The 20429-nt window shown below is 69.6% G+C and carries 15 protein-coding genes; 5 read left to right on the top strand and 10 right to left on the bottom strand.

What is annotated here, in order from left to right; genetic code table 11:
• The first annotated feature begins 53 nt into the window (after positions 1-53).
• The gene (locus HUW62_RS49635) at positions 54-1559 is read left to right on the top strand and encodes a sensor histidine kinase (protein ID WP_163864082.1); all 1506 of its coding nucleotides are present in this window, start codon (positions 54-56) and stop codon (positions 1557-1559) included.
• Positions 1560-1562: 3 nt separating this feature from the next.
• On the opposite strand, the gene HUW62_RS49940 is transcribed toward HUW62_RS49635, so the two are convergent.
• From HUW62_RS49940 to HUW62_RS11350, 10 genes are all read right to left on the bottom strand, one after another.
• Positions 1563-2600 carry an ATP-binding protein gene (locus HUW62_RS49940; protein WP_176434434.1) on the bottom strand — a complete coding sequence of 346 codons (1038 nt, stop codon included), beginning with the start codon at positions 2598-2600 and terminating at the stop codon, positions 1563-1565.
• A gap of 1 nt (position 2601) precedes the next feature.
• Complete coding sequence (locus HUW62_RS11390; protein WP_163864080.1) at positions 2602-4263, bottom strand: FAD-dependent oxidoreductase; 1662 nt, start codon at positions 4261-4263, stop codon at positions 2602-2604.
• 117 nt (positions 4264-4380) lie between these two features.
• The gene (locus HUW62_RS11385) at positions 4381-6426 is read right to left on the bottom strand and encodes a hypothetical protein (RefSeq protein WP_176434433.1); all 2046 of its coding nucleotides are present in this window, start codon (positions 6424-6426) and stop codon (positions 4381-4383) included.
• A gap of 53 nt (positions 6427-6479) precedes the next feature.
• Positions 6480-8381, bottom strand: a complete 1902-nt coding sequence (locus HUW62_RS11380) for a hypothetical protein (RefSeq protein ID WP_176434432.1) — start codon at positions 8379-8381, stop codon at positions 6480-6482.
• Positions 8378-10294, bottom strand: coding sequence for a hypothetical protein (locus HUW62_RS11375; RefSeq protein ID WP_176434431.1), 1917 nt, complete (start codon positions 10292-10294; stop codon positions 8378-8380). The genes HUW62_RS11380 and HUW62_RS11375 overlap by 4 nt, the downstream gene beginning before the upstream one ends.
• A 31-nt stretch (positions 10295-10325) precedes the next feature.
• Positions 10326-12056, bottom strand: coding sequence for a caspase family protein (locus tag HUW62_RS11370; protein ID WP_176434430.1), 1731 nt, complete (start codon positions 12054-12056; stop codon positions 10326-10328).
• Positions 12053-12799, bottom strand: a complete 747-nt coding sequence (locus HUW62_RS11365) for a hypothetical protein (RefSeq protein ID WP_176434429.1) — start codon at positions 12797-12799, stop codon at positions 12053-12055. The genes HUW62_RS11370 and HUW62_RS11365 overlap by 4 nt, the downstream gene beginning before the upstream one ends.
• A complete protein-coding gene (locus HUW62_RS11360; protein ID WP_163864074.1) occupies positions 12796-13491 on the bottom strand; it encodes an RNA polymerase sigma factor in 696 nt (231 codons plus the stop codon). Before HUW62_RS11360 ends, HUW62_RS11365 begins: the two co-directional genes overlap by 4 nt.
• Positions 13492-13672: 181 nt before the next feature.
• The gene (locus HUW62_RS11355; RefSeq protein WP_176434428.1) at positions 13673-14134 is read right to left on the bottom strand and encodes an ADP-ribosylation/crystallin J1; all 462 of its coding nucleotides are present in this window, start codon (positions 14132-14134) and stop codon (positions 13673-13675) included.
• A 22-nt stretch (positions 14135-14156) separates the two neighbouring features.
• Positions 14157-16445: a lamin tail domain-containing protein gene (locus HUW62_RS11350; RefSeq protein WP_255203372.1), complete on the bottom strand. Its 2289-nt coding sequence runs from the start codon at positions 16443-16445 to the stop codon at positions 14157-14159.
• A 227-nt stretch (positions 16446-16672) separates the two neighbouring features.
• On the opposite strand from HUW62_RS11350, the gene HUW62_RS11345 reads away from it, so the two are divergent.
• The 4 genes from HUW62_RS11345 to HUW62_RS11330 all read left to right on the top strand — a co-directional run bounded on the left by HUW62_RS11345 (position 16673) and on the right by HUW62_RS11330 (position 20426).
• Positions 16673-17188, top strand: coding sequence for a transcriptional regulator (locus HUW62_RS11345; protein ID WP_163864073.1), 516 nt, complete (start codon positions 16673-16675; stop codon positions 17186-17188).
• A 101-nt stretch (positions 17189-17289) separates the two neighbouring features.
• Positions 17290-18201 carry a nucleotide exchange factor GrpE gene (grpE, locus tag HUW62_RS11340; protein ID WP_163864358.1) on the top strand — a complete coding sequence of 304 codons (912 nt, stop codon included), beginning with the start codon at positions 17290-17292 and terminating at the stop codon, positions 18199-18201.
• A gap of 5 nt (positions 18202-18206) precedes the next feature.
• Positions 18207-20030 carry a molecular chaperone DnaK gene (gene dnaK / locus HUW62_RS11335; protein WP_163864072.1) on the top strand — a complete coding sequence of 608 codons (1824 nt, stop codon included), beginning with the start codon at positions 18207-18209 and terminating at the stop codon, positions 20028-20030.
• 96 nt (positions 20031-20126) lie between these two features.
• Positions 20127-20426: a hypothetical protein gene (locus tag HUW62_RS11330; protein ID WP_163864071.1), complete on the top strand. Its 300-nt coding sequence runs from the start codon at positions 20127-20129 to the stop codon at positions 20424-20426.
• The last annotated feature ends 3 nt before the right edge of the window (positions 20427-20429 follow it).

Raw genomic sequence — 20429 nt, 5'->3', positions numbered from 1 at the left:
GACTCGCCGACGGGACGCAATGTTGGGGGAACCCTCGCACGAAGGAGCTCCGCATGGACTCGCACGCCGCTCCCCCTCCGCGCATGGAGGACCCGGCGGCCCTCTTCCTGGCGGAGCTGCGCACCGTCTCCCTCTTCACCGACGTGGACCCCGAGGAGGCCGAGCGGCTGCGCGCCGAGGCCTCGTACCTGGAGCTCCAGCCCCAGGACTGGCTGGCCCACGAGGGAGAGGCCGCCGCCTTCTTCCTCATCCTGAAGGGAGAGCTGCGCATCACCCGGACGATGGGCGGCGTGGAGATGCTCGTCTCCGTGTTCCGGGCTGGAGAGTTCTTCGGAGAGGTGCCGCTGCTGCTCGGCCAGCGCTTCCTCGCCAGCAGCCGCGCCATCTCCGAGTGTCGGCTGGTGCGGCTCAGCCACCAGGCCTTCTGGCGGATGCTCGCGGATTGCCCCACGGCGAACCGGGAGATTCTCCGGACGATGGGCGAGCGCATGAAGACGCTCCAGTCCATCTCGCTCCAGCAGGAGAAGCTGGCGTCGCTCGGCACGCTGGCGGCGGGGCTGGCCCATGAGCTGAACAACCCCGCGTCGGCGGTGATGCGCGGCGTGCGCGAGCTGGGGGAGCGGTTGGGTGAGCTGCCCTCGCTGGCGCTCTCCCTGGACTGTCGCACGCTGTCCGAGCCCCAGGTGCGGGCGCTGGAGTCTCGCGCCTCGTTGGAGCCCGTCTCCCGCAGTCCCCTGGACCGGGGCGACGCGGAGGACGCGCTGGCGCGGTGGCTGGGCGCGCGCGGCGTGGAAGACGCGTGGGTGCTGGCACCGGAGCTGGTGGAGGCGGGGCTGTCGCTGGAGCGACTGGAGCACGAGCTGGAGTCGCTCCAGGGCGACGTGTTGAAGGGCACGCTGCGCTGGGTGGCCGCGACGCGGGGAATCGCGGTGCTGCTCGACGAGGTGGGGCAGGCGGGGGGACGCATCGCCGCGCTGGTGAACGCGGCCCGGGCGTACACGTACCTGGATGAAGCGCCGCTGCAACGCGTAGACGTGCACGAGGGGCTGGAGAGCACCCTGGCCGTGCTGGGCCACCGGCTGCGCGGGGTACGGGTGGAGCGGGACTACGACCGGAGCCTGCCGACCATCACCGCGTACGGCACGGAGTTGAACCAGGTGTGGACCAGCCTCATCGAGAACGCGGCAGATGCCATCAAGCAGAACGGCGGAGGGACGCTGCTCTTGCGCACGCGCGGCGATGGGGACCACGTGGTGGTGGAGGTGGTGGACGACGGGCCCGGCATCCCCGAGGAAATCCTGCCCCGCGTCTTCGACCCGTTCTTCACCACGAAAGGCGTGGGCGAGGGCACCGGCCTGGGGCTGAGCGTCACCCACCGCGTCGTGTCCACGTTGCACCGGGGCGAAGTGGTCGTCACCTCGCGGCCGGGCGAGACGCGCTTCCGGGTCCGCCTGCCCCTTGAGCTCGACGGGGCCTTCATCCCCGAGCCCGCGCGTCCACGCGCGTCCGAGTCCACGCCACGACGGCCCACGGAGCTGGAGGCGCTGCGCGGCGCGTAGCCTCTACGCGGACGGTGGCTGCTCCAGCGGCAGCCTCACCTGGAAGGACGTGCGCCCGGGCTTCGACTCCACGCGCACGTCGCCGTGGTGCCGGTCCACGACGATGCGGCGGGTGATGTCCAGGCCGAGTCCGGTGCCGTGCCCCATGGGCTTGGTGGTGAAGAAGGGCTCCCAGATGCGCGGCAGCAAATCGGGCGGGACGCCGGGCCCGTCGTCCACCACCTCCACGAGCAGGAAGCCGCCGTCCTTCGCGGTGCGCACGGTGAGGTGCCCCTTGCCGCCCATGGCGTCGATGGCGTTGTCGACGAGGTTGGTCCACACGTGGTTCAGCATGCCGGGCAGGGCCTGGACGCGCGGCAGCTCGCGGTCGTACTCGCGCTTCACCTCGACGCCGTGCTTCAGCTTGTAGTTGAGCAGGAGCAGCGTGTTCTCCAGGCCCTCGTGCACGTCCACGGGCTCGGGCTGCTCCTTGCCCGCGTGGGTGTAGGACTTCACGGCGCCGGCCAGCTCCGACAGGCGCGTGGTGCTCTGCTTCACCTCCGCGAGCAGCGCCCGCGTGCGCACCAGCGCCTCCAGCCACGCGAGCGAGTCCGGCAGCGCGTCGGCGGGGAGCGCCTGGGCAATCGCCTCCAGCTTCTCCTGGCCGATGGCCGCGTCCAGCAGCGTGGGGGCCAAATCCCACGCGTTCACCACGCCGCGCGCGTCCATCCACGTCGCCAGCGCGTCCTCCGCGTCACCGCGCGTCAGCGGGTCCATGTCCCGGGTGGCGCCCCGGCCCTGGCTCTGTCGGCAGGTGCGCAAGAGCAGCAGGCGCTGGGCCTCCGTCAGCTTCCAGCGCTCCAGCGCCAGCGACAAATCCTCCTGTGCGTCCATGGCCAGGGTGAGCTGCTCGGTGGCGCGGCGGCCCGCGGAGGCGGGGTTGTTCATCTCGTGCGCGAGTCCCGCCGCATGGCGCCCGAGCGCGGCCAGCTTCTCCTGGCGCAGCAGCGTGCCTTCCAGGCATCTCAGCCGTTCCTGAGGCTCCATCACGTCCGAGGACACGTCACACCTCACTCAGGTATTGGTGGATGAAGGAGATGGCGATGGAGCCCTCGCCCACGCCGGACGCCACGCGCTTGATGGAGGCATGGCGCACGTCGCCCGCGGCGAAGATGCCCGGCACGCTCGTCTCCAGGAGGAACGGCGGACGGTCCGGCTTCCAGCCCTTGGGGCGCTGGCCTCCGGGCATCAGGTCCGGTCCGGTGAGGACGTAGCCCCGTGTGTCCCGGGCCACCAGTCCGTCCAGCCACTCCGTCCGGGGCACGGCGCCAATCATCACGAACAGCGTGCTGGCGGGCACGGTGCGCTCGGGCTGTCCCCGCGTCGTCAGGGTGACGCGCTCCAGGTGGGTGCCGCCCTCCACGCGCGTCACCTCGGTGTCGAGCAGCACGGTGACGTTGGGCAGGGAGCGCACCTGCTCGACGAGGTAGTGGGACATGCCCCTGTCCAGCGAGTCACCGCGCACCACCAGCGTCACCTGGCGGGCGAACTGCGCGAAGTAGAGCGCGGCCTGTCCCGCCGAGTTGGCGCCGCCGATGATGAAGACGTCCTCTTCCTTGCAGGACACCGCCTCCGTGCGCGACGAGCCGTAGTAGACGCCCGCGCCGGTGAGCGCCTCCATGCCGGGCGTCTCCAGCTTCTTCCACTGCACACCCATGGCGAGCAGCAGCGCGTGACAGCTCAGCTCCGTCCCGTCCGCCAGGGTGACGATGCGGTACGGGTCCTCCACGCGCAGGCCGCTCACCTCCTGGGGCGTGAGGATTTCGACGCCGAAGCGCGCCGCCTGTGTCACCGCGCGCCGCGCCAGGTCCGCGCCGCTCAGGCCCGCGGGGAAGCCCAGGTAGTTTTCGATGCGCGAGCTGGTGCCCGCCTGTCCGCCCGGCGCGCTGCGCTCCACCATGACGGTGCTCAGTCCCTCGGAAGCGCCGTACACGGCGGCGGCGAGCCCCGCGGGGCCTCCGCCGATGATGACCAAATCGTAGAAGGGCTTGGTGGCGCGGACCTTCAGGCCGATGCGCTCGGCCACCTCCAGCGTGGACGGGCCCATCAGCCGCGTGCCATCCGGGAAGAGGACCAGGGGCAGCTTCTCCACGGCCGCGCCGCCGGCCTGGGCGAGCAGGAGCCGGCCCTCGTCGCTGCCCTCCACGTCGAGCCACTGGTAGGGCACCTGGTTGCTGCCCAGGAAGTCCCGCAGCGCGTGGGAGCGGGGCGCCCAGCGGTTGCCCAGCACGCGGATGCCCTCGAAGGTCGGCGGGTGGTGGGCCCACCACTCCTCCAGCAGGTCCGTCAGCACCGGATAGAGGCGCTCCTCGGGAGGCTCCCACGGCTTGAGCAGGTAGTGGTCCAGCCGCACCTCGTTGATGGCGTGGATGGCGGCCTGCGTGTCGGCGTAGGCGGTGAGCAGCACGCGCCGGGCCTCGTCGTAGAGCGTCTTGGCCTGCTCCAGGAACTCCACGCCGGACATGCCCGGCATGCGCTGGTCGACGAGGAAGAGCGCTATCGGGTCTCCGCGCAGCCGCAGTTGCCGCACCGTCTCCAGCGCGGACTCACCGCGGTCCGCGCTCAGCACGCGGTACTCGCGGCCGTACTGACGCCGCAAGTCGCGCTCCACCGCGCGCAGCACTTCCGTGTCGTCGTCCACCGCGAGGATGACGGGCTTGGCCATGCGGTTCGCTCCCCCTTGGGAGAGAACGCACCGGCGCGGTCAGGTTCTCCAGGCGAGGGGACGGGGCCTATGTGGACTGCTCGGAGCCCGGGCGTCAGCGAGCGCCCGTGAGGTGGACTACGGCGGGCACGCGGCCGCTTCGTCGTTGTTTTCGATGACGCGCTCGTCGAGGGCGCCCGTGTGGACGGCCTCCGCGAGCCGCCTGGCCCGACACGAGGGAAGCCACGTGTTGCCGGTGACCATGAAGCCGACGCGGACCTGGGCCAGCGAGTCGAGCCGAAGCTCCGTGAGGCTTGGATTGTCCCGGACCGTCAAGCCGTCCACCTCGCGCAGCCCCTTCAGCCCCGCCAGGGTCGGCAGGTTCGTGTTCCCATCCGCGTAGACGTAGCTGACGACGGTCAGTCGCTCCAGGCCCGACAGGTCCACCAGGGAGCGGTTGTTGGCGATGGCCAGCTCACCGCGGATGCTCTGCAGGGCGCTCAGCTCCGTGACTTGAAACAGCCTCGCGTTTCCGATGATGCGGAGGTGCGAACCCACGTCCCTCAAGGACCGCATGGGGCCGACGACCGACAGGTTGCTGTTGCCCTCGATGGTGAAGCCCCCCACCCGGGAGAGGTTGGGCAGCTCCAGGCGCTTGAGCTGAGGGTTTCCCGACACCTCGAAGTCGCTGCCGACGGTCTGCAGGTTCTCCAGCAGGGCGGAGTCCTCCAGCGCCTCGTTGCGGACGAGGGAGACGTTGGCTTGCGCGGTCCGCAGCTTGCGCAGCCCGGCCAGCGTCTGGAGCGAGGGGTTGTCGACGACGGAGAGTGACCCGACGAAGGTGACCTGCGGCAGTGGAAGGTCTCTCAGCGCCGGATTGCCCGAGATGAGCACCGTGCCCGTGATGCTCTGGACGAAGGTGAAGCTCCCCGCGCTGTCGAGGAGGGCGTTGTCCGTGATTTCAAGGCCCTGCCGAGGGGCGAGGGCGCTCGTCCCGGCCAGGGAGAACAACTGGGCGTTCCGCTCCACCTTCAGGGTCCGGCCCACCGGGACCTCGCGACTCGGAGGGAAGGCGGCGGGGCCGAACGTCAACGAGGTCAGTTGAGGGTTGCGGGCGATGAGCAGGTCATCCCGGACGAAGCGAAGCCCGGGGATGGCCACGCGCACGAGCAGCGGGTTGTCGTGGATGTCCACGGAGCCCTCCACGAACTCCAGCCTGGGAAGCACCACCTCCGTGGCCACCTGCGAGGAGATGATGAGACCTCCCCGGATGTGGGAGATGTTCTGGAGCGCGGCGACGTCCGTGGCGTCGAGCAGTTCGTAGGGGCCGTCATGGGTGGCGGCGGACCGACACACGTAATGCCGGGCCAGGACCTCCAGTTCCTCCAGCACCCCGTTCTTGTCCTCGTCTCCGCCGTAGGCCACGGCCATGCCGCCAGCGGGGCAGTTCACACCGGGCGCCTCCGCATGCTGGCGTGTCAGGATGGGCACCCGCGGGTTGCAGATGTGGCTCGCGGCGCGAAGCTCGTCGTCGTCAAGGGTGCCGTCCCGGTCCAGGTCCGGTCCCGACTCCACGGCATGGATGTCCGTGGAGCCGCACTCACTGCCTCCTCGCGTCCCGAGCAACACCACTCGCGTGAGCACCGTCTCGGGCTCCAGGCAACCGTAGACCTCGCGGGTGATTTCGTCGTCGGACAGGATGCCGTCCTGGTTCGTGTCGTTGCCCGCGTGCGTCAGTTGTCCGCCCAGTGGACACGCCGCGCCCGGAAGCACGGCCCTGGTGCGCACCAGCACGCCGGGGAAGGTCGTGGCGCAGACGTACTCGGTGGCCGTCACCTCGGCGTCGTCGAGCACGCCATCCCAATCCGAGTCGATGCCCGTCTCCACCGCGTGCCCGCCGTGCTCGCACCGCGTGCCCACCGGCTCCTCCCGCGTGCGCTGCGCGACGCGCGGGGGGCGCTTGTCGCAGAAGTACTGGATGCTGGCCGCCTCGTCGTCGGACAGGCGCCCGTCGTCATTCGCATCCGGCCCCGCGAGCAGCGCCTCCCCTCCATGCTCACAGTGCTCGCCGGGCGGCTCCGGCTCCTTGCGGGTGAGCGTCGCGTGAGGCGCGAGGAAGTCGTCGATGCGAATCGCATCACAGCCTCCGAGCAGGAGCAGCGGTACGGCCCAGGTCCATCGCATCGAAGGTGCTCCTCGTCGCTTCTCATCGCGCATGCTGCTCCCGTCGCGCGGACTCATGGACAGGGAGCCTGGTCGTCGTTGCCTTCCACGAAGAGCAGGTCCGGGCGGCCCGTGTAGACCCGTCCGGCGAACGCCTGAATCTGGCAGGTGGGAAGCCGCGGGTTGTTCCGGGCGGCCAGATAGCCGGACACCTGTCGCACCGGGTCCAAGCCCAGTTGGGTCAGGTGGGCGTTGTCCTCCACCATCAGCGTGTCGATGGTGCGCAGCTTCGTCAGCTCGTTCAGCGTGGTGAGCGAGTCGCAGTCGTTGACCGAGAAGCCTCGCAGTTGCTCCAGGTTCCCCAGCCCATGCAGCGCGGTCAGCCTGGGATTGCCGTAGAGCGCGAGCCACGGCCCGTTCACGAGTGAGGTCATGGAGCCGATGGTCTCCAGCTTCGCGTTGGCGTCCACCGAGATGCCCGTCTCCACGCTCCGGAGGGTGGTCATTCCTCCCCACACCGTCATCGCGTTGTTGCGAGCGAAGAAGATGCTCCCGGCATGCCAGAGAGAGGACAGGCCGTAGGAGGTGACCATCCCCGCGTTCTCCCTCACCTGCAGCTTGCCGGAGACGACCTGGAGTGACGACAGGCCCGCGAGGTTCAGCAGCATGGGGTTGCCCTGTACCAGCAGGCCTCCGCCAATGGACTCCAGCCGCGTCCCCACGAGTGTCGCCAGGCTGGCGTTGTCCTCGATGACCACGTCTTCGTTCACTCGCGCCAGGGTGGCCAGGGGCAGCCTCTCCAGCGCGCCATTGGAGGAGATGCTCAGCGACCCTTCAAGGAACTCGATGGACTGGAGTCCCAGGCCATTGAGCGGATGGGTGAGGGCGGCGTTCCCCTTCACCTGGACATTGCGGCGAGGAACGACGGACCGCAGTCCGTCCAGGCTCTTCAGCCGGGCGTTGTTTTCGACGGTCAGGTCCCGGGACACCCACAGCCATCCGGCTCCGCCTCCGCCGACGGTCAGCGTCTCCAGCGCATCGTTGCCTCGAATCGTCAGCCCCTCGCCGACGAAGCGCAACCCGGGCGCCTCCATCCGCGTGAGGAAGGGATTGCTCTCGATGACAACGGCGCCGTCGACGACCTCCAGCGAGGGCAGCTTCGCCTGCGCCAGGGTCGGACTTCCGTTGAAGAAGAGGAGGTTGCCTCGGATGCGGCTGATGCCCTGGAGCACGGCGAGGTCCGTGTCGCGCTGGACCAGGAAGTCGCCATCGAAGGTGCGCCCGTCCTCGCAGAGGACGTTGGAGATGAGGACCTCCAGGGCGTCCAGTTGCCTGTCGGCGTTCTGGTCCATGCCCGCGAGGACGCGAGTACCTCCCACCGCGCAGCGGGCACCGGGAGGCTCCCAGTCCAGCTCCACCCGCAGCAGCGGCTCCTGGGCGCAGGTGCTGAGGGTAAGCCTCACCTCGTCATCGTCGAGGTTCTTGTCGCCGTTCTCGTCGGGTCCCGCGTCGACGAGGATGTGCGTGGTGGGCTCGGGACAGGCGACGAGGGACGGCGAGGGGACGCGCACGCGCGAGAGGATGGGCGCGTCGGTGACCTTCCAGCAGGAGTACACCTCGCGGTCAGTCTCCTCCGCGTCCAGGACGCCGTTGCCGTCCGTGTCTCGACCGGCGCGGGTGACCTGCCCGCCTCCCGGGCAGCGTGTCCCGAAGGGCACCGGCTCCATGATGACCACCAGCTCGGGCGGGGTGGAGCAGTGGACCTGGGTGCTCGTCACCTCGTCGTCGTCGAGCGCGTCGTTCGTGTTGGTGTCCATGCCCACGAACACCACCTGTCCTCCCAGGGGACAGCGCTCACCCGGAGGCTCCACGACGGTGCGCGAGAGCGGGGGGAACTGCTTCAGCAGCTCTCTCAAGCGGAGCGCTTCACAGCCCGTGACCCAGGGCAGCAGGGCCAGCAGCCAGAACACTCTCATCGAAGGCGTCCTTCAACGGGCGACGCGTCCAATCCTGTCAGCCCATCGGGAGGGGGCGCGCAGGTGGGAGTGTCGTCGTTGCCCTCGATGGTTCTCGTTATCCCGTTGAACACCCGGTTCGCGAAGAGGTTGGCCATGCAGGTGGGCAGCGCCGGGTTCCCGATGATTTCCAGCGTCTCGTTCACTCGCTGGAGGCCGTCCAATGAGAGCCGCTCGAGCGCGGGATTGGAGTCCACCTTGAGCTTCGCCAGCGTCCTGAGGTGGTTGAGCCCGTCCATGTTCCTGAGCGACGCGTTCCCCGTCACCTCGAGTTCTTCCATGCTGGAGAGACGGTCCAACCCCGACGGGTCGTTCAGCGAGTCGTTCTGCGCGAGCGTCAGTCGCGGCAGGTAGACCAGGGACGGGAACCTCCCCAGGCGCGCCAGCGCCTTGTTGCGCATCAGGTCAAATCGGCCAGGGATGGTCATCAGCCGAGGGAAGTCGCAGGCCGCCAGGACGTCGTTGTCGGCGACGTGCAGCCAGCTCACGGTGGTGAGTTCGCCCAGCCCCGCCGTGGAGACCAGGGAGTCGTTGTCCGTCACGTACAGACCCTCTTGAATCGTCCGGAGCACGGGCAGGCCCGTCAGGTCGGTCAGCGAGCCGTTCCGGTGGATGGTGACGGTGTTGCCCACCGTCTCCAGGCGAGTCAACTCCAGCCCCACGAGCGCGGGGTTCTCGTTGATGGCGATGGAGCCTCCCACGCGCAGCAGGGCCCGGAAGGGCAGCCGGGTCAGCTGCTCGTTGCCGATGACGTCGAGCGAGCCGGGCAGCTGCGTCAGGTGCCACGAGCCCGGGTCCGTGAGCGAGTCGTTGTCGAACAAGGACAGGTTGCCCCGGGGCTGCACGGATTTCATTCCGTCCAGACTCGCGAGCTTGGGGTTCTGCTGCAGTTCGAAGTCCCCCTCCACCCACAGGATGTCCTGCTCCGTCGGGCCTCCGAGCGTCAGCGTCACCAGCTCTGGATTTGTGTAGAGGCTGACGCCGCCGCCCACGAAGCTCAGCCCTTCCAGCTCCAGGCGCGTCAGGGCCGTGTTGCCCCCCACGAACAGCGGGCCCTCCACCGCGACGAGCGAGGGCAGGACGATTTCAGGCAGCGCGGTGTCCTGGATGTTCAGCGTGCCCTCGATTCGGGAGAACGCGCGCAGCACCTCCAGGTCCACCGCGTCGCGCAGGAAGTAGTCGCCGGTGAACGTGTTCGTCGAGAGGCACACGTAGGTGCGCGTGGCCACCTCGGAGTCCTCGAGCGTCCCGTTGCCGTTCGCGTCGGTGCCCACGTTGAGGCGCGTGCCGCCGGAGGCGCAGCGGGCCCCGGGGGGCTCGATTTGCAGGCGCACGCGGACGGTCGACGCGGGCGCGCAGACGGCGGTCTGTGCGCGGCGCTCCGAGTCGTCGAGCGCTCCGTCGGCATCCAGGTCGGGCCCCGCCTCCACGAGGGAGGTCCCCTCGTCACAGGCCAGGGGATACGAGTCCACGTCACTCACCCGGTACACCACCGTCGAGGACTCCCGACAGGTGATGGCGCTCTGGGAGACCTCCTCCGCCTCCAGCTCCCCGTCGCCATTCACGTCCAGGCCCGCCTCGACGAGCTCTCCGCCCAGCGGGCACGTGGTTCCCGGGAGGAGCGTCCGCGTGACGACCAGCACCTCGGGCGGCGCCCGGTTGCAGTCGTAGTCGGTGGTGCGGACCTCGGTGTCGTCCAGGACGCCGTCGTTGTTCGTGTCCAGGCCCGTGAGCACGCGACGTCCACCGTGCTCACAGATGTCACCGGGGGGCTCTGCCTCGAAGCGGGACAGGGGCTTGTGCTGGAAGAGCTCCAGGTCGATGGCGTCACAGCCCGAGGCCAGCACCAGCAGCGTCATCCAGAGACATCGCATCACGAGCGCTCTTCCCCTGGTCCGGACGCCGTCAGCGCCTCAGCCCCAGCTCGATGCCGAACATCCGGTCCCACTGGTCGTCACCGTCCAGCGTGACGCGGTCCGCGGCGACCGTGGCCGCCAGTCTCAGCTTCAGTCCGAAGAGCCGCCCCGCCACCCCCGCCGCCGCGTGCGTCGTCAGCAGCGTCGGATCTCCCATGCGCCTGGCCTTCGACGTCACGCCCAGCACGCCCCAGCCGAGCCCCGCCTCCAGGAACAGCGGCGTGCGCACCCCATCCCGCAGGCCCAAGAGCCCCTGCACCGTGGCGCGGTGGGTGCGGATGCCCTCGAACGCCACCGGCATCAGCGAGTAGGAGGCGCGCGCGCCGTAGTACAGGTGAGGCCAGGTGTCGCTGCGCCAGGAGAGGCTCGGGCCGGTGGAGAACGAGCCCAGCCCCAGCGGGGCCTGGTGACCCAGGAGGCCCACCTCCCACGACGACCAGGGGGAGGGGCTGGATATCGCGAACCGCCGGGACACGAAGTCGCCGCCCGCGGCCGGAGGAAACGCGCGGGAGAAATCCACCGGCACCAGCCCCGCGGCCGCCACGTACTGGTCATAGAAGTCCTTGTCGAGCGGCATGGCGAACAGGCCGCGGCGCAGGGCTTCCTCGGCGGGACCGCGCTCCTGCAGCTCGCGCGGCTTGAGCTCCGGCAGCACGTCCTGGGACAGCTCCGCCAGCGTGACGCGGGCCTCGCTGGTGGGCGTGCGCAGCCAGTACACCTCGCGCTCCGGCAGCCGCAGCATCACGTACTGGTCCTCGGAGCGCCGCACGTCCGCCAGGCGCCGCCCGTCCGCGTCCTCCACGGAGAGGCGCGAGTGCCCGAAGCCGGTGGACAGCGCGAGGCTGGGGCCGCTGGGGGCCTGTCCGACGAGGGGACGGCGGGGCGCGCCGGTGGGCGCGAAGGCGTGGATGCTCAGCCGCGCGGGCAGGCCCTTCACGCCCTGCAGCGACGCGGAGACGAACGCGCCCAGCTCGCTGTACTCCACCTGTCCGTCGCCGTTGATGTCCGCGGCGCCCAGGAGCCCCGAGCGCGCCACGTGGCTGAAGACGCCCGCGCGGATGCGGGACCACTCGTGCGTCTCCCCGTCCTCGCTCTCCGCGAAGAGAGCGCCCACGGTGGGCCGGGTGGCCAGTTGCTCGCGCGCGAGCATGCCGCGCAGCTCCGCCAGCACCGCCGTGTCCGTCTGCCCGCCCCGGCTCCCCACGACGCCGGAGGCGCGGCAGGCGTCGACGATGAGGTGCACGTAGTCGGCGCCCAGCGGGTCCACCACGTCGGCGTAGAGGCTCGCCTTGTCCAGCCGGCCTCCGGCCAGGGTGAAGTAGGCGCGGCCGGCTTCATCCGTGTTGCCGTGGCCCACGTACACCACGAGCACGTCCGTCTCGCGGCCGGCTTCGTCGTCGGCCAGGCTGGCGGCGCGCAGGCGGGCCACCTCGCGCTTCACCTCGTCGGGCGTGGGAGGGCGCGCGCCCGCGAGCACCGGCCGCGCGCCCGCGAGCGTGGCGGCATCCGGGTCCACCAGCAGCGTCGTCTCCACGCCCAACCGCTGGAGGGTCTCCGCCCACAGCACGCCGTCATCGTCCGCGAAACGCAGCGCGGGCAACGACGGGTCGTCGCTGCCGTTGTGGGCAATCACGAGCGCTCGGCGGACCAGGGCTTCCGCCGAGGCGTCGCGAGCGGCGAAAAGCGCGGCGGCCCCGAGGAGCACTCCCAGTTTGTTCATGGTCCTTCCTCTACCCTCAGCGCCTGCTTGAGCACCACTGCCCCCCCCGTCTCCTCCCCACGCAAGGCCGCCAGGGCCGCGGACGGGCTGTCGGCGAACGCCGCGGTCACCTCCGCCTCACCCACCGTCTCCGGAAGCGGCACCGTCAACTCCAGGGGCGCTTCCTTGCCTGGCGCACCGGACAACACGAAGGGACCGGCGGTGAGCTCCGCGCGCTGCGTGCCTCTCACCTGGACGGCGATATGCGTGTACGGCGCCTGTCCGCCCGCGGCGAAGGCCAGCATGGCGCCAGCCGGGCAGGCTTCACCCGAGTGCAGCTCCCGCAGCGGCTGGCCCGGGGTGGCGCAGAAGATGCGCAGCGCCACGCCAGGGGGTGGGGTGCCCAGGCCCCGGGCACGGAACTCGTCGGTCAGGGCGGGCGTCAGCACCATGGCGGCGACGACCGCGGTCAGCGCGCCCGCGAGCGCCACCATCGACGGCCACCGCGAGGGCACGGACAGGGGCTCCGCCGCCGCGAGCGCCGCTTCCAATCCACCTTCCGTCAGCGCGAGCCGCTCCATGGAGGAGGGCGCGTCCAGCGAGTCCTCCAGGGCGCGATGGGCCTGGGCCCAGCGTTCATAGAGCGGGCCGCACCGGTGACAGACATGGGCGTGGCGCAGCAGGCGGGCGGCCTGGGGCGCGGGCAGCTCTCCCTGGGCCCAGCGCGGCAGGCTGGCGTCGATGTGTCGCTCGTACCACCTCATGATGGGATGCTCCCTATTGCGCACAGGGCCAGGGTGGCCAGGATGACGCCCAGCTCCATGCGCCCAGGCTCGGCCGCCGTGTCCAGCCAGCCCGAGGACTTCAGGTGTTCGGTGAACTGCGTGCGCAGTCGTCGCTCGCGCACGCGAACCTCGCCTCGGGTGAGTCGGAGCTTCTCGGCGGCGGCTTCCTGGGACAGCCCGTCCACGAACCGGAGCTGCGCCAGGGCACGACCTTCCTCGGACTGCGTCTCCAGGAAGCGGCGCACCAGCGTCCGGACCTCGGTGCCGAGCGCCTCTTCCTCCGGGCTGCGCCCCTCGTTGGGCAACTGGCTCAGCTCCGGCGCTTCGTCCAGCGACACGGCTTCCCGCGACACCCGTCCCGACGCGCGCATCAGGTCGATGGCCGTGGAGCGCGCCACCGTCAGCAGGAATCCCAGGTACGGCCTCACGCCGTCATAGGCCTGCCGCATGTTGGGACGAAACGCGCGCACGAAGGTCTCCTGATGGGCCGCGTCCAAATCCAGCGCGGACAGGGACACGGTGCGCGTGGCCCCTCCGTCCGCGCCCACGGAGAAGCGCCGCGAGAGGTAGCGCAGCACCTCCGGCGAATAGACGCGGTACACCTGCGTGAGGACGGACGAGTCCCCACGGCGGAAGGACTCCAGGACGGAACGGTCATTGCCTGGCAGCACGGTCTCTCCGACCCCACGCGAACCGGCTCGGGCCCGATGCCCGGCCAGCCGTCACCCTTGAAAGGGATACGGAGCCTGCGCGCGAAATGGGTTGTGCACCTCAACGAAGAGGCGCCGAATTCCTTGCGGCGCGTCCCGGAAATAGTTGTCGGGACGCGCTTTTATGGGCCCGAACTATTTTCTACGGCTCCACCTTGGGAGTGGGGCCGGGGACACCCGGAAGCCCGCCTGGTCTACCCGGAGCAGGCTCCAGGGAACCCAGGGGTGAGGGGGGCCCCTGGTAGTCCGGGCCGTACCAGCTCTCGATGAAGCGGATGGGGCCGACGAGGTGGGCGTTGAAGTCCTCCAGCTCCTCGGCGGGCACCCACAGCTCCTGGTGCTGCCGGGCGCCCACCGTCTTGACGGGGTAGCGGGCGAGCCACGCGGCCTCCACGTCGAAGGCGGTGACGAAGCCCACGTGGCCGGAGCCCGGGTCTGGAGCGTTCCAGTCCCGGGCAATCTGCCGCGCGGAGTCCACGTTCATCACCGGGTAGAAGATGGGCTGGTCCGGCAGCCGGGGCGGGAAGCCACGACAGTCGCGGGCCAGGACGAGCTGCGCCTCCTTGAGACCCACCGGGCGATACAGCGTGAGCGTCTCCACCATGCCGTGTCTCCTTGCCGGCGGCTCAGAACGCCGAGCCGTTCACGCGGGTGCCGGGAGACGCGCCCGAGGAGGACAGCGTGTTGTGGAGCACCCAGCTCCCCGCGGCTGAGCCGTCCGGGCTGCGGTTGTGGGAGATGCCCTGGGTGGCGTCGTCGTACCTGCTCTTGTCCTGCTCGGAGCCGTCCGGACGCAGGAGGAAGGCGGTGTCGCCGGAGCTGCCGGTGTTTTTGCCCCGGTTGAAGCGCAGTCCATCGCCGCCATTGGCGTAGGCGACGTTGGGCACGCCCGAGGGCACCGCCGACGCGCCGGAGTAGACGGTGTAGACCTTGCCCGGTTGGAGCATCGTGCCCCCCGGGAAGACGTGGCGCGCGGGCTTGTCGCCCCGCCGCGACTCCTCGTCGTGGATGGAGTAGCCGCCCAGGTTCACGGCGGTGGTGCCGGTGTTTCGGACCTCCACGAACATTTTGTCGAAGTCCACCGTTTCGGTCCCCGAGACGTTGTTCGGGTGGGGCAGGTACTCGTTGATGAACAGCGTGGGCACCGGCCGGTTCACGACGAACACGCCGTCGCTCCCATCGGTGAAGGTGGCGTCCTGTGCGTCGCTGATGCGCACCCGCGCCGTGGCGGACTCCACCGAGGGCACCGTCCAGGTGTACGTGGCGGGCGTCGCGGGCACGGACGCGGCGATGTCAGTCCACGTGAGCCCGTCATCCAGGGAGTACTGCAACCGCACCGTGCTCACCCCGGCCGACGTCCAGGTGATGCCGACCGTGTCGCCCGCGCCGAACGACTCGCCGCCGTTGGGCGCGGTGAGCTTCAGGCCGCGCGCCACCACCTGACCGAAGTTGTAGCGGCTGATGATGGGGTAGTGGTCCGACGTGGTGGAGCCGTAGCTGGGGAGGGTCGGCCGAATCACGGCCGCCGAGTTGGAGACGTAGTTCGCCAGCATCTCGTTGCTGACGAGCTGGTGGTCGATGAACGTCCTGAAGCTCACCGTGGAGGCGACGCCCTGCAGCGACATGGCCTGGGTGACGAAGGTGTAGCGCTCCGTGTCGTTCACGAAGTTGCGGTAGGGCGTGTCGAACTTCTGTCCCCCCGTGCCGGGGTTCGTGGTGGTGGACTCGTCCACGTCGTCGTTCCAGTCACCCACCACCATCACCCGCTGCGTGGGCAGGTTGACGTCGAGGTACCCCTTGAGATGCTGGCCCGCCGCGAGCCGCCGCGCGTAGTCATCCGCGGTGGCGCTGGCCTTCATGTGCAGCACCAGCATGGTCAGGTCCACGCTGGAGCCGCCCCGGGTCACGCGCAGGTCCACGCGCAACGGCGGCCGGCCGGCGAAGTCGTAGTCGTACTCGCCCAGGACGATTTGAGCCTGGCGCACCTCCACCAGCCCCGTCCTGTAGAGCAGGCCCACCTTCTGCTCGTTGAACGAGTAGGAGTCGGAGCCGAACGTCACCACGGGGTCATTGGCCAGGAACCCCGAGTAGCCGGGCAACTGGGTCTTCAGCGTTTCGAACTGCGCCGTGTTGACCATCTCCCCCAGGCCCCACACGTCCACGCCCGCGTCGCTGAGCACGGTCCGCACGTTGGCCAACTGGAGCGCGTCGTCCGCCGGGTCCTCCGTGGGCGAGCCGAACCACTCGATGTTCCAGTTGCCCACCGACAGGGGGAAGCTCGTCGGCGGTCCTCCGTCCGGGATGACCGTGCTCGGCTTCACCTCCACGGAGAAGCGGCCCTCCACCCTCACGCCGCTGGCGTCCTCCACCCGCAGGGTGAAGGTCTGCGTGCCCGTCAGCTCCGCCACGCCCGTCACCTCTCCGTCCTGCGTCAGCGACAGGCCCGAGGGCAGCGAGCCCTCCACCACGGAGAACTTCAGCGGCAGCCGCCCGCCCGTCACGCCGAAGGTGTGCGTGTAGCCGTTGCCGGTGAACGCGGCGAGCGGCGCGGTGTTGGAGAGCAGCGGCGCCGGCCACACCTTCAAGCTGTACGTGTGCGAATCCTGGCTCTTCTCCACATCCCGCACGCTCACCCGGAGGGAGAACTCACCGGAGGCGCTCGCGGGGCCGGTGAGCTTCGCGTCGGCCGAATAGAAGGAGAAGCCCGGGGGCGGCTCCGTCTCCAGCGTGTAGTTCAGGGGCGCCGTCCCTCCGGTGGCCGTCAGGCGCGCCTCGTACGTGGCGCCCACCGTGGTGTCGGCCAGCTCGGTGGTGGGGAACTTGGGCCCCCCGCCGGGGTCCTCGTGATTGCTCCCCGGACAGGCGCTCAAGAAGGCCAGGACGACGAGTGCCCCGGCGGCGCGGACGAAAGACATGGGTGTGGCTCCAACAGGTCGGGCCCTCGGCCGGGCCCCGCATTTGAAACGAGACACTCTAGCCAAATCCTTGTTGCGCGACGATGACGGCCTCGAACAGGGACAGAGCCGGCGGACGTCGCGCCGCGTTGGAACGGCAATGGCCGCCAGCGTCGTCCGTGACATATTCAAGAGAGTCGCGGGAACCATGGGGGGCTCTGCCGCCGCCCGACGAGAGGACACGCTCAATGGCCGAGAAGTGGGACAAGCAGTTGATGGAGTTCCTCAAGCGCACCGGTGACGAACTCAAGCGCACGACCGACGACCTTCGCGGCGAGGCGCAGCGCCTCCTCAAGGAGGTGAAGGACCCGGACAAGCAGGCCAAGGTGAAGGAAGGCCTGGAGCAGCTGCGCACCTGGGCGGCCAGCAGCACCAAGGTGGCGGCGGAGAAGATTGAAACGGCCGTGCGCCAGGTCGAGGGCGCCGTGGAGCGCGCCTTCCACCAGGAGGGCGAGGCCACGGCCAGTCCCCCCGCCAGCAAGAAGGCCAAGGGGGCCAAGGGCGCCTCCTCCCGCGCGAGCCCCGTCGAGCCCGCTCCCACGGAAAGCCCGGCTCCGAAGGCCGAGCCCCGCGCCGCGAAGAAGGCCGCGGGCACCAAGTCCATCGGTCGCGCCAAGGCCAAGAAGGCGGGCGGGCAAGCAGCGAAGAAGGCCGCTCCGGCTTCCAAGAAGACGATGGGCCGCGCCAAGAAGCCCACCGCCTGAGCGTGAAGTTCCACTCCGCCTGAAGCGGGCCCGCACAATCGTGAGGCCCGGATTCCGTGAGTCGTTCCCGGCTGTTGGAACGGTGTGCGGCGCGTGAGATAGTGCGCGCCGTGGCCGGCTCCAGCGAAAAGGACAGCATCCAGGCGGAAATCGGGCAGGACGTCATCGACGCGGCGGTCCGCAGCGTCGAGCGTCGAATGGAGGATGACGAGGTGACCGTCATCGAGGTGGAGGCCCCCCAGGCCGCCGCCTCCGACGAGGACCTCGCCGCTTCCCCCGAGCTTTCCGTGACTTCCGATGACCTCGTGGCGACTCCGGCGACAGCCGAAGAGGTCGCCGCCCTGCGCGCGGAGGTGGAATCGCTCAAGGCGCAAGTCGAGTTCAGCCAGGCCAAGGGCCGCGAAACCATGGACCGGCTGCGCGAGGCGCACGAGCGCGCGAAGGAAGCGCAGGACCGCATGGTCCGCGCCGCCGCGGACCTGGAGAACTACCGCAAGCGCGCGCAGAAGGAGAAGGAGGAGGTCCAGCGCTTCGGCTCGGAGAAGCTGCTCAAGGACCTGCTCCCGGTGTTGGACAACCTGGACCGCGCGCTCGAGGCGGCGGCCAAGTCCACCGACATCGACAGCTTCCAGAAGGGCGTGGCCATGACGCGCAAGTCCTTCGAGGACACGCTCGGCCGCCACGGCGTGAAGTCCTTCAGCGCCAAGGGGCAGCCGTTCGACCCGCGCATGCACGAGGCCATCCAGCAGGTGGAGACGGCGGACGTGCCCGTGGGCCACGTGGCCTTCGAGGTGGTGCGCGGCTTCTTCCTCAACGAGCGGCTGGTGCGTCCGGCCCTCGTCGTCGTCGCGCGAGCACCCGAAGTCGCGCCCGTCGTCGAAGCCGCGTCCGCGGTGGAGACTCCATCAACCACGCCGCCCGAGGCCGTGGAGGCGCCGTCCTCGCGGGACGGTGAGCCGCGCGCCGAGGCACACGTGCCGCAGTCGGACAGCACTTCCGGGGGGAGTCAGTAAGCATCATGGGCAAGGTGATTGGAATCGACCTCGGGACGACCAACTCGTGCGTCGCCGTCATGGAAGGCGGCGAGCCGGTGGTCATTCCCAACAGCGAGGGCAGCCGCACCACGCCTTCGATGGTGGGCTTCACGGACTCCGGTGAGCGGCTGGTGGGCCAGATTGCCAAGCGGCAGGCCATCACCAACCCGGAGAACACCGTCTTCGCGGTGAAGCGGCTCATCGGCCGCAAGTTCGACTCGCCGGAGGCGAAGAAGGCCATCAGCGTCAGCTCGTTCCGGGTGGCCACCAGCCCCAACGGCGACGCGTGGGTGGAGATTCGCGGCAAGGGCCACAGCCCGCCGGAGGTCTCCGCCATCATCCTGATGAAGATGAAGCAGACGGCGGAGGACTACCTCGGCGAGCCCGTCACCGAGGCGGTCATCACCGTCCCCGCCTACTTCAACGACAGCCAGCGCCAGGCCACCAAGGACGCCGGCCGCATCGCCGGCCTCAACGTCCTGCGCATCATCAACGAGCCCACCGCGGCGGCGCTCGCCTACGGCCTGGACAAGGTGAAGGACGGCGGCACCGAGCGCGTCGCCGTCTATGACCTGGGCGGCGGCACGTTCGATATCTCCATCCTGGAGCTGACCGCCGGCGTCTTCGAGGTGAAGAGCACCAACGGCGACACGTTCCTGGGCGGCGAGGACTTCGACCAGCGGCTCATCGACTACCTGGCCAAGCGCTTCGCCGAGCAGAACAACGGGCTCGACTTGCGCAAGGACCGCATGGCGCTGCAGCGGCTCAAGGAAGCCGCCGAGCGCGCCAAGCACGAGCTGTCCAGCGCGCCGGAGACGGAGGTGAACCTGCCGTTCATCACCGCGGATGCGTCCGGCCCCAAGCACCTCACGGAGACGGTGGACCGCTCCACGTTCGAGGCGCTCGTCGCGGACCTCATCGACCGCACGATTGAACCCTGCAAGATTGCCCTGAAGGACGCGGGCCTGAGCGCGCAGCACGTCAATCAGGTGCTCCTCGTGGGTGGCATGACGCGCATGCCCCGCGTGCAGCAGAAGGTGCGCGAGTTCTTCGGCAAGGAGCCGCACAAGGGCATCAACCCGGATGAAGTCGTCGCCGTGGGCGCGGCCATCCAGGGTGGCGTGCTCAAGGGCGAGGTGAAGGACGTCCTCCTGCTGGACGTCACGCCGCTGTCCCTGGGCGTGGAGACGGCGGGCGGCGTCTTCACCAAAATCATCGACAAGAACACCACCATCCCCTGCAAGAAGAGCCAGGTGTTCTCCACCGCGGTGGACAACCAGCCGCTGGTGAGCGTGCACGTCCTCCAGGGCGAGCGCGAGATGGCGGCGGACAACAAGACGCTGGCGCGCTTCGAGCTGGTGGGCATCCCCCCGGCGCCGCGCGGCGTGCCGCAGATTGAAGTGTCCTTCGACATCGACGCGAACGGCATCGTCCACGTCAGCGCCAAGGATTTGGGCACCGGCAAGGTCCAGCAGGTGCGCGTGGTGAGCAACTCCGGTCTGTCGGAGGCGGAAATCCAGGGGATGATTTCCGACGCGCAGGCGCACGCGACCGACGACAAGAAGAAGAAGGAGCTGGCGGAGCTGCGCAACAACGCCGACGGCCTCATCTACACGACGGAGAAGAGCCTGGAGGAGTACGCCAGCCTCCTGTCGGAGAAGGACCGCGAGGAGATTCGCACGGACCTGGAGCGGCTCAAGGGCATGCTCAACACCTCCGACGCGGTGGCCCTCAAGGAGTCCTTCCAGCGGTTGGAGGGCAGCGCCTACCGCATCGCCGACGCCATCTACACCGGCCAGGCGAGCTGAACGAGCACCCCCGGATTCCGGACGGGGGGCGTGCAATCATCTCCACGCTCCTTTCGTAGCGTGAAGCACCCCCTGTCCGTTCCGAGGTCGTGAGTCATGGATCCAGTCGAAGCCGTGGTGATTACGTCGGTGGTGGCGATGACGGTCGGCATCCCCTTTCTCGGGTTGACGCTGCGCTTCTCGCTCAAGCCGGTGCTGGAGGCGTTCATCCGGCTGCGCGAGGCCCAGCTCGGCCAGCACCCGGACACGGCGATGCTGAAGGCGCGCGTGGCCCACCTGGAGCACATGCTGGAGATCCACGGCCTCATCGACGACCGCCGCGCCCTGCCGCTGTCCTCGGCCTCCTCCGAGCGGGTGTCCAGTAGCGTGTCCTTGAAGGACCGCGAGCGCGTCTAGCGG

It is taken from the genome of Myxococcus sp. AM011 (assembly GCF_013372595.1).
In the GTDB taxonomy this organism is placed as follows: domain Bacteria; phylum Myxococcota; class Myxococcia; order Myxococcales; family Myxococcaceae; genus Myxococcus; species Myxococcus eversor.
The sequence above is the reverse complement of the archived record's forward strand: the minus strand, read 5'-3'. Positions and strand labels throughout refer to the sequence as shown.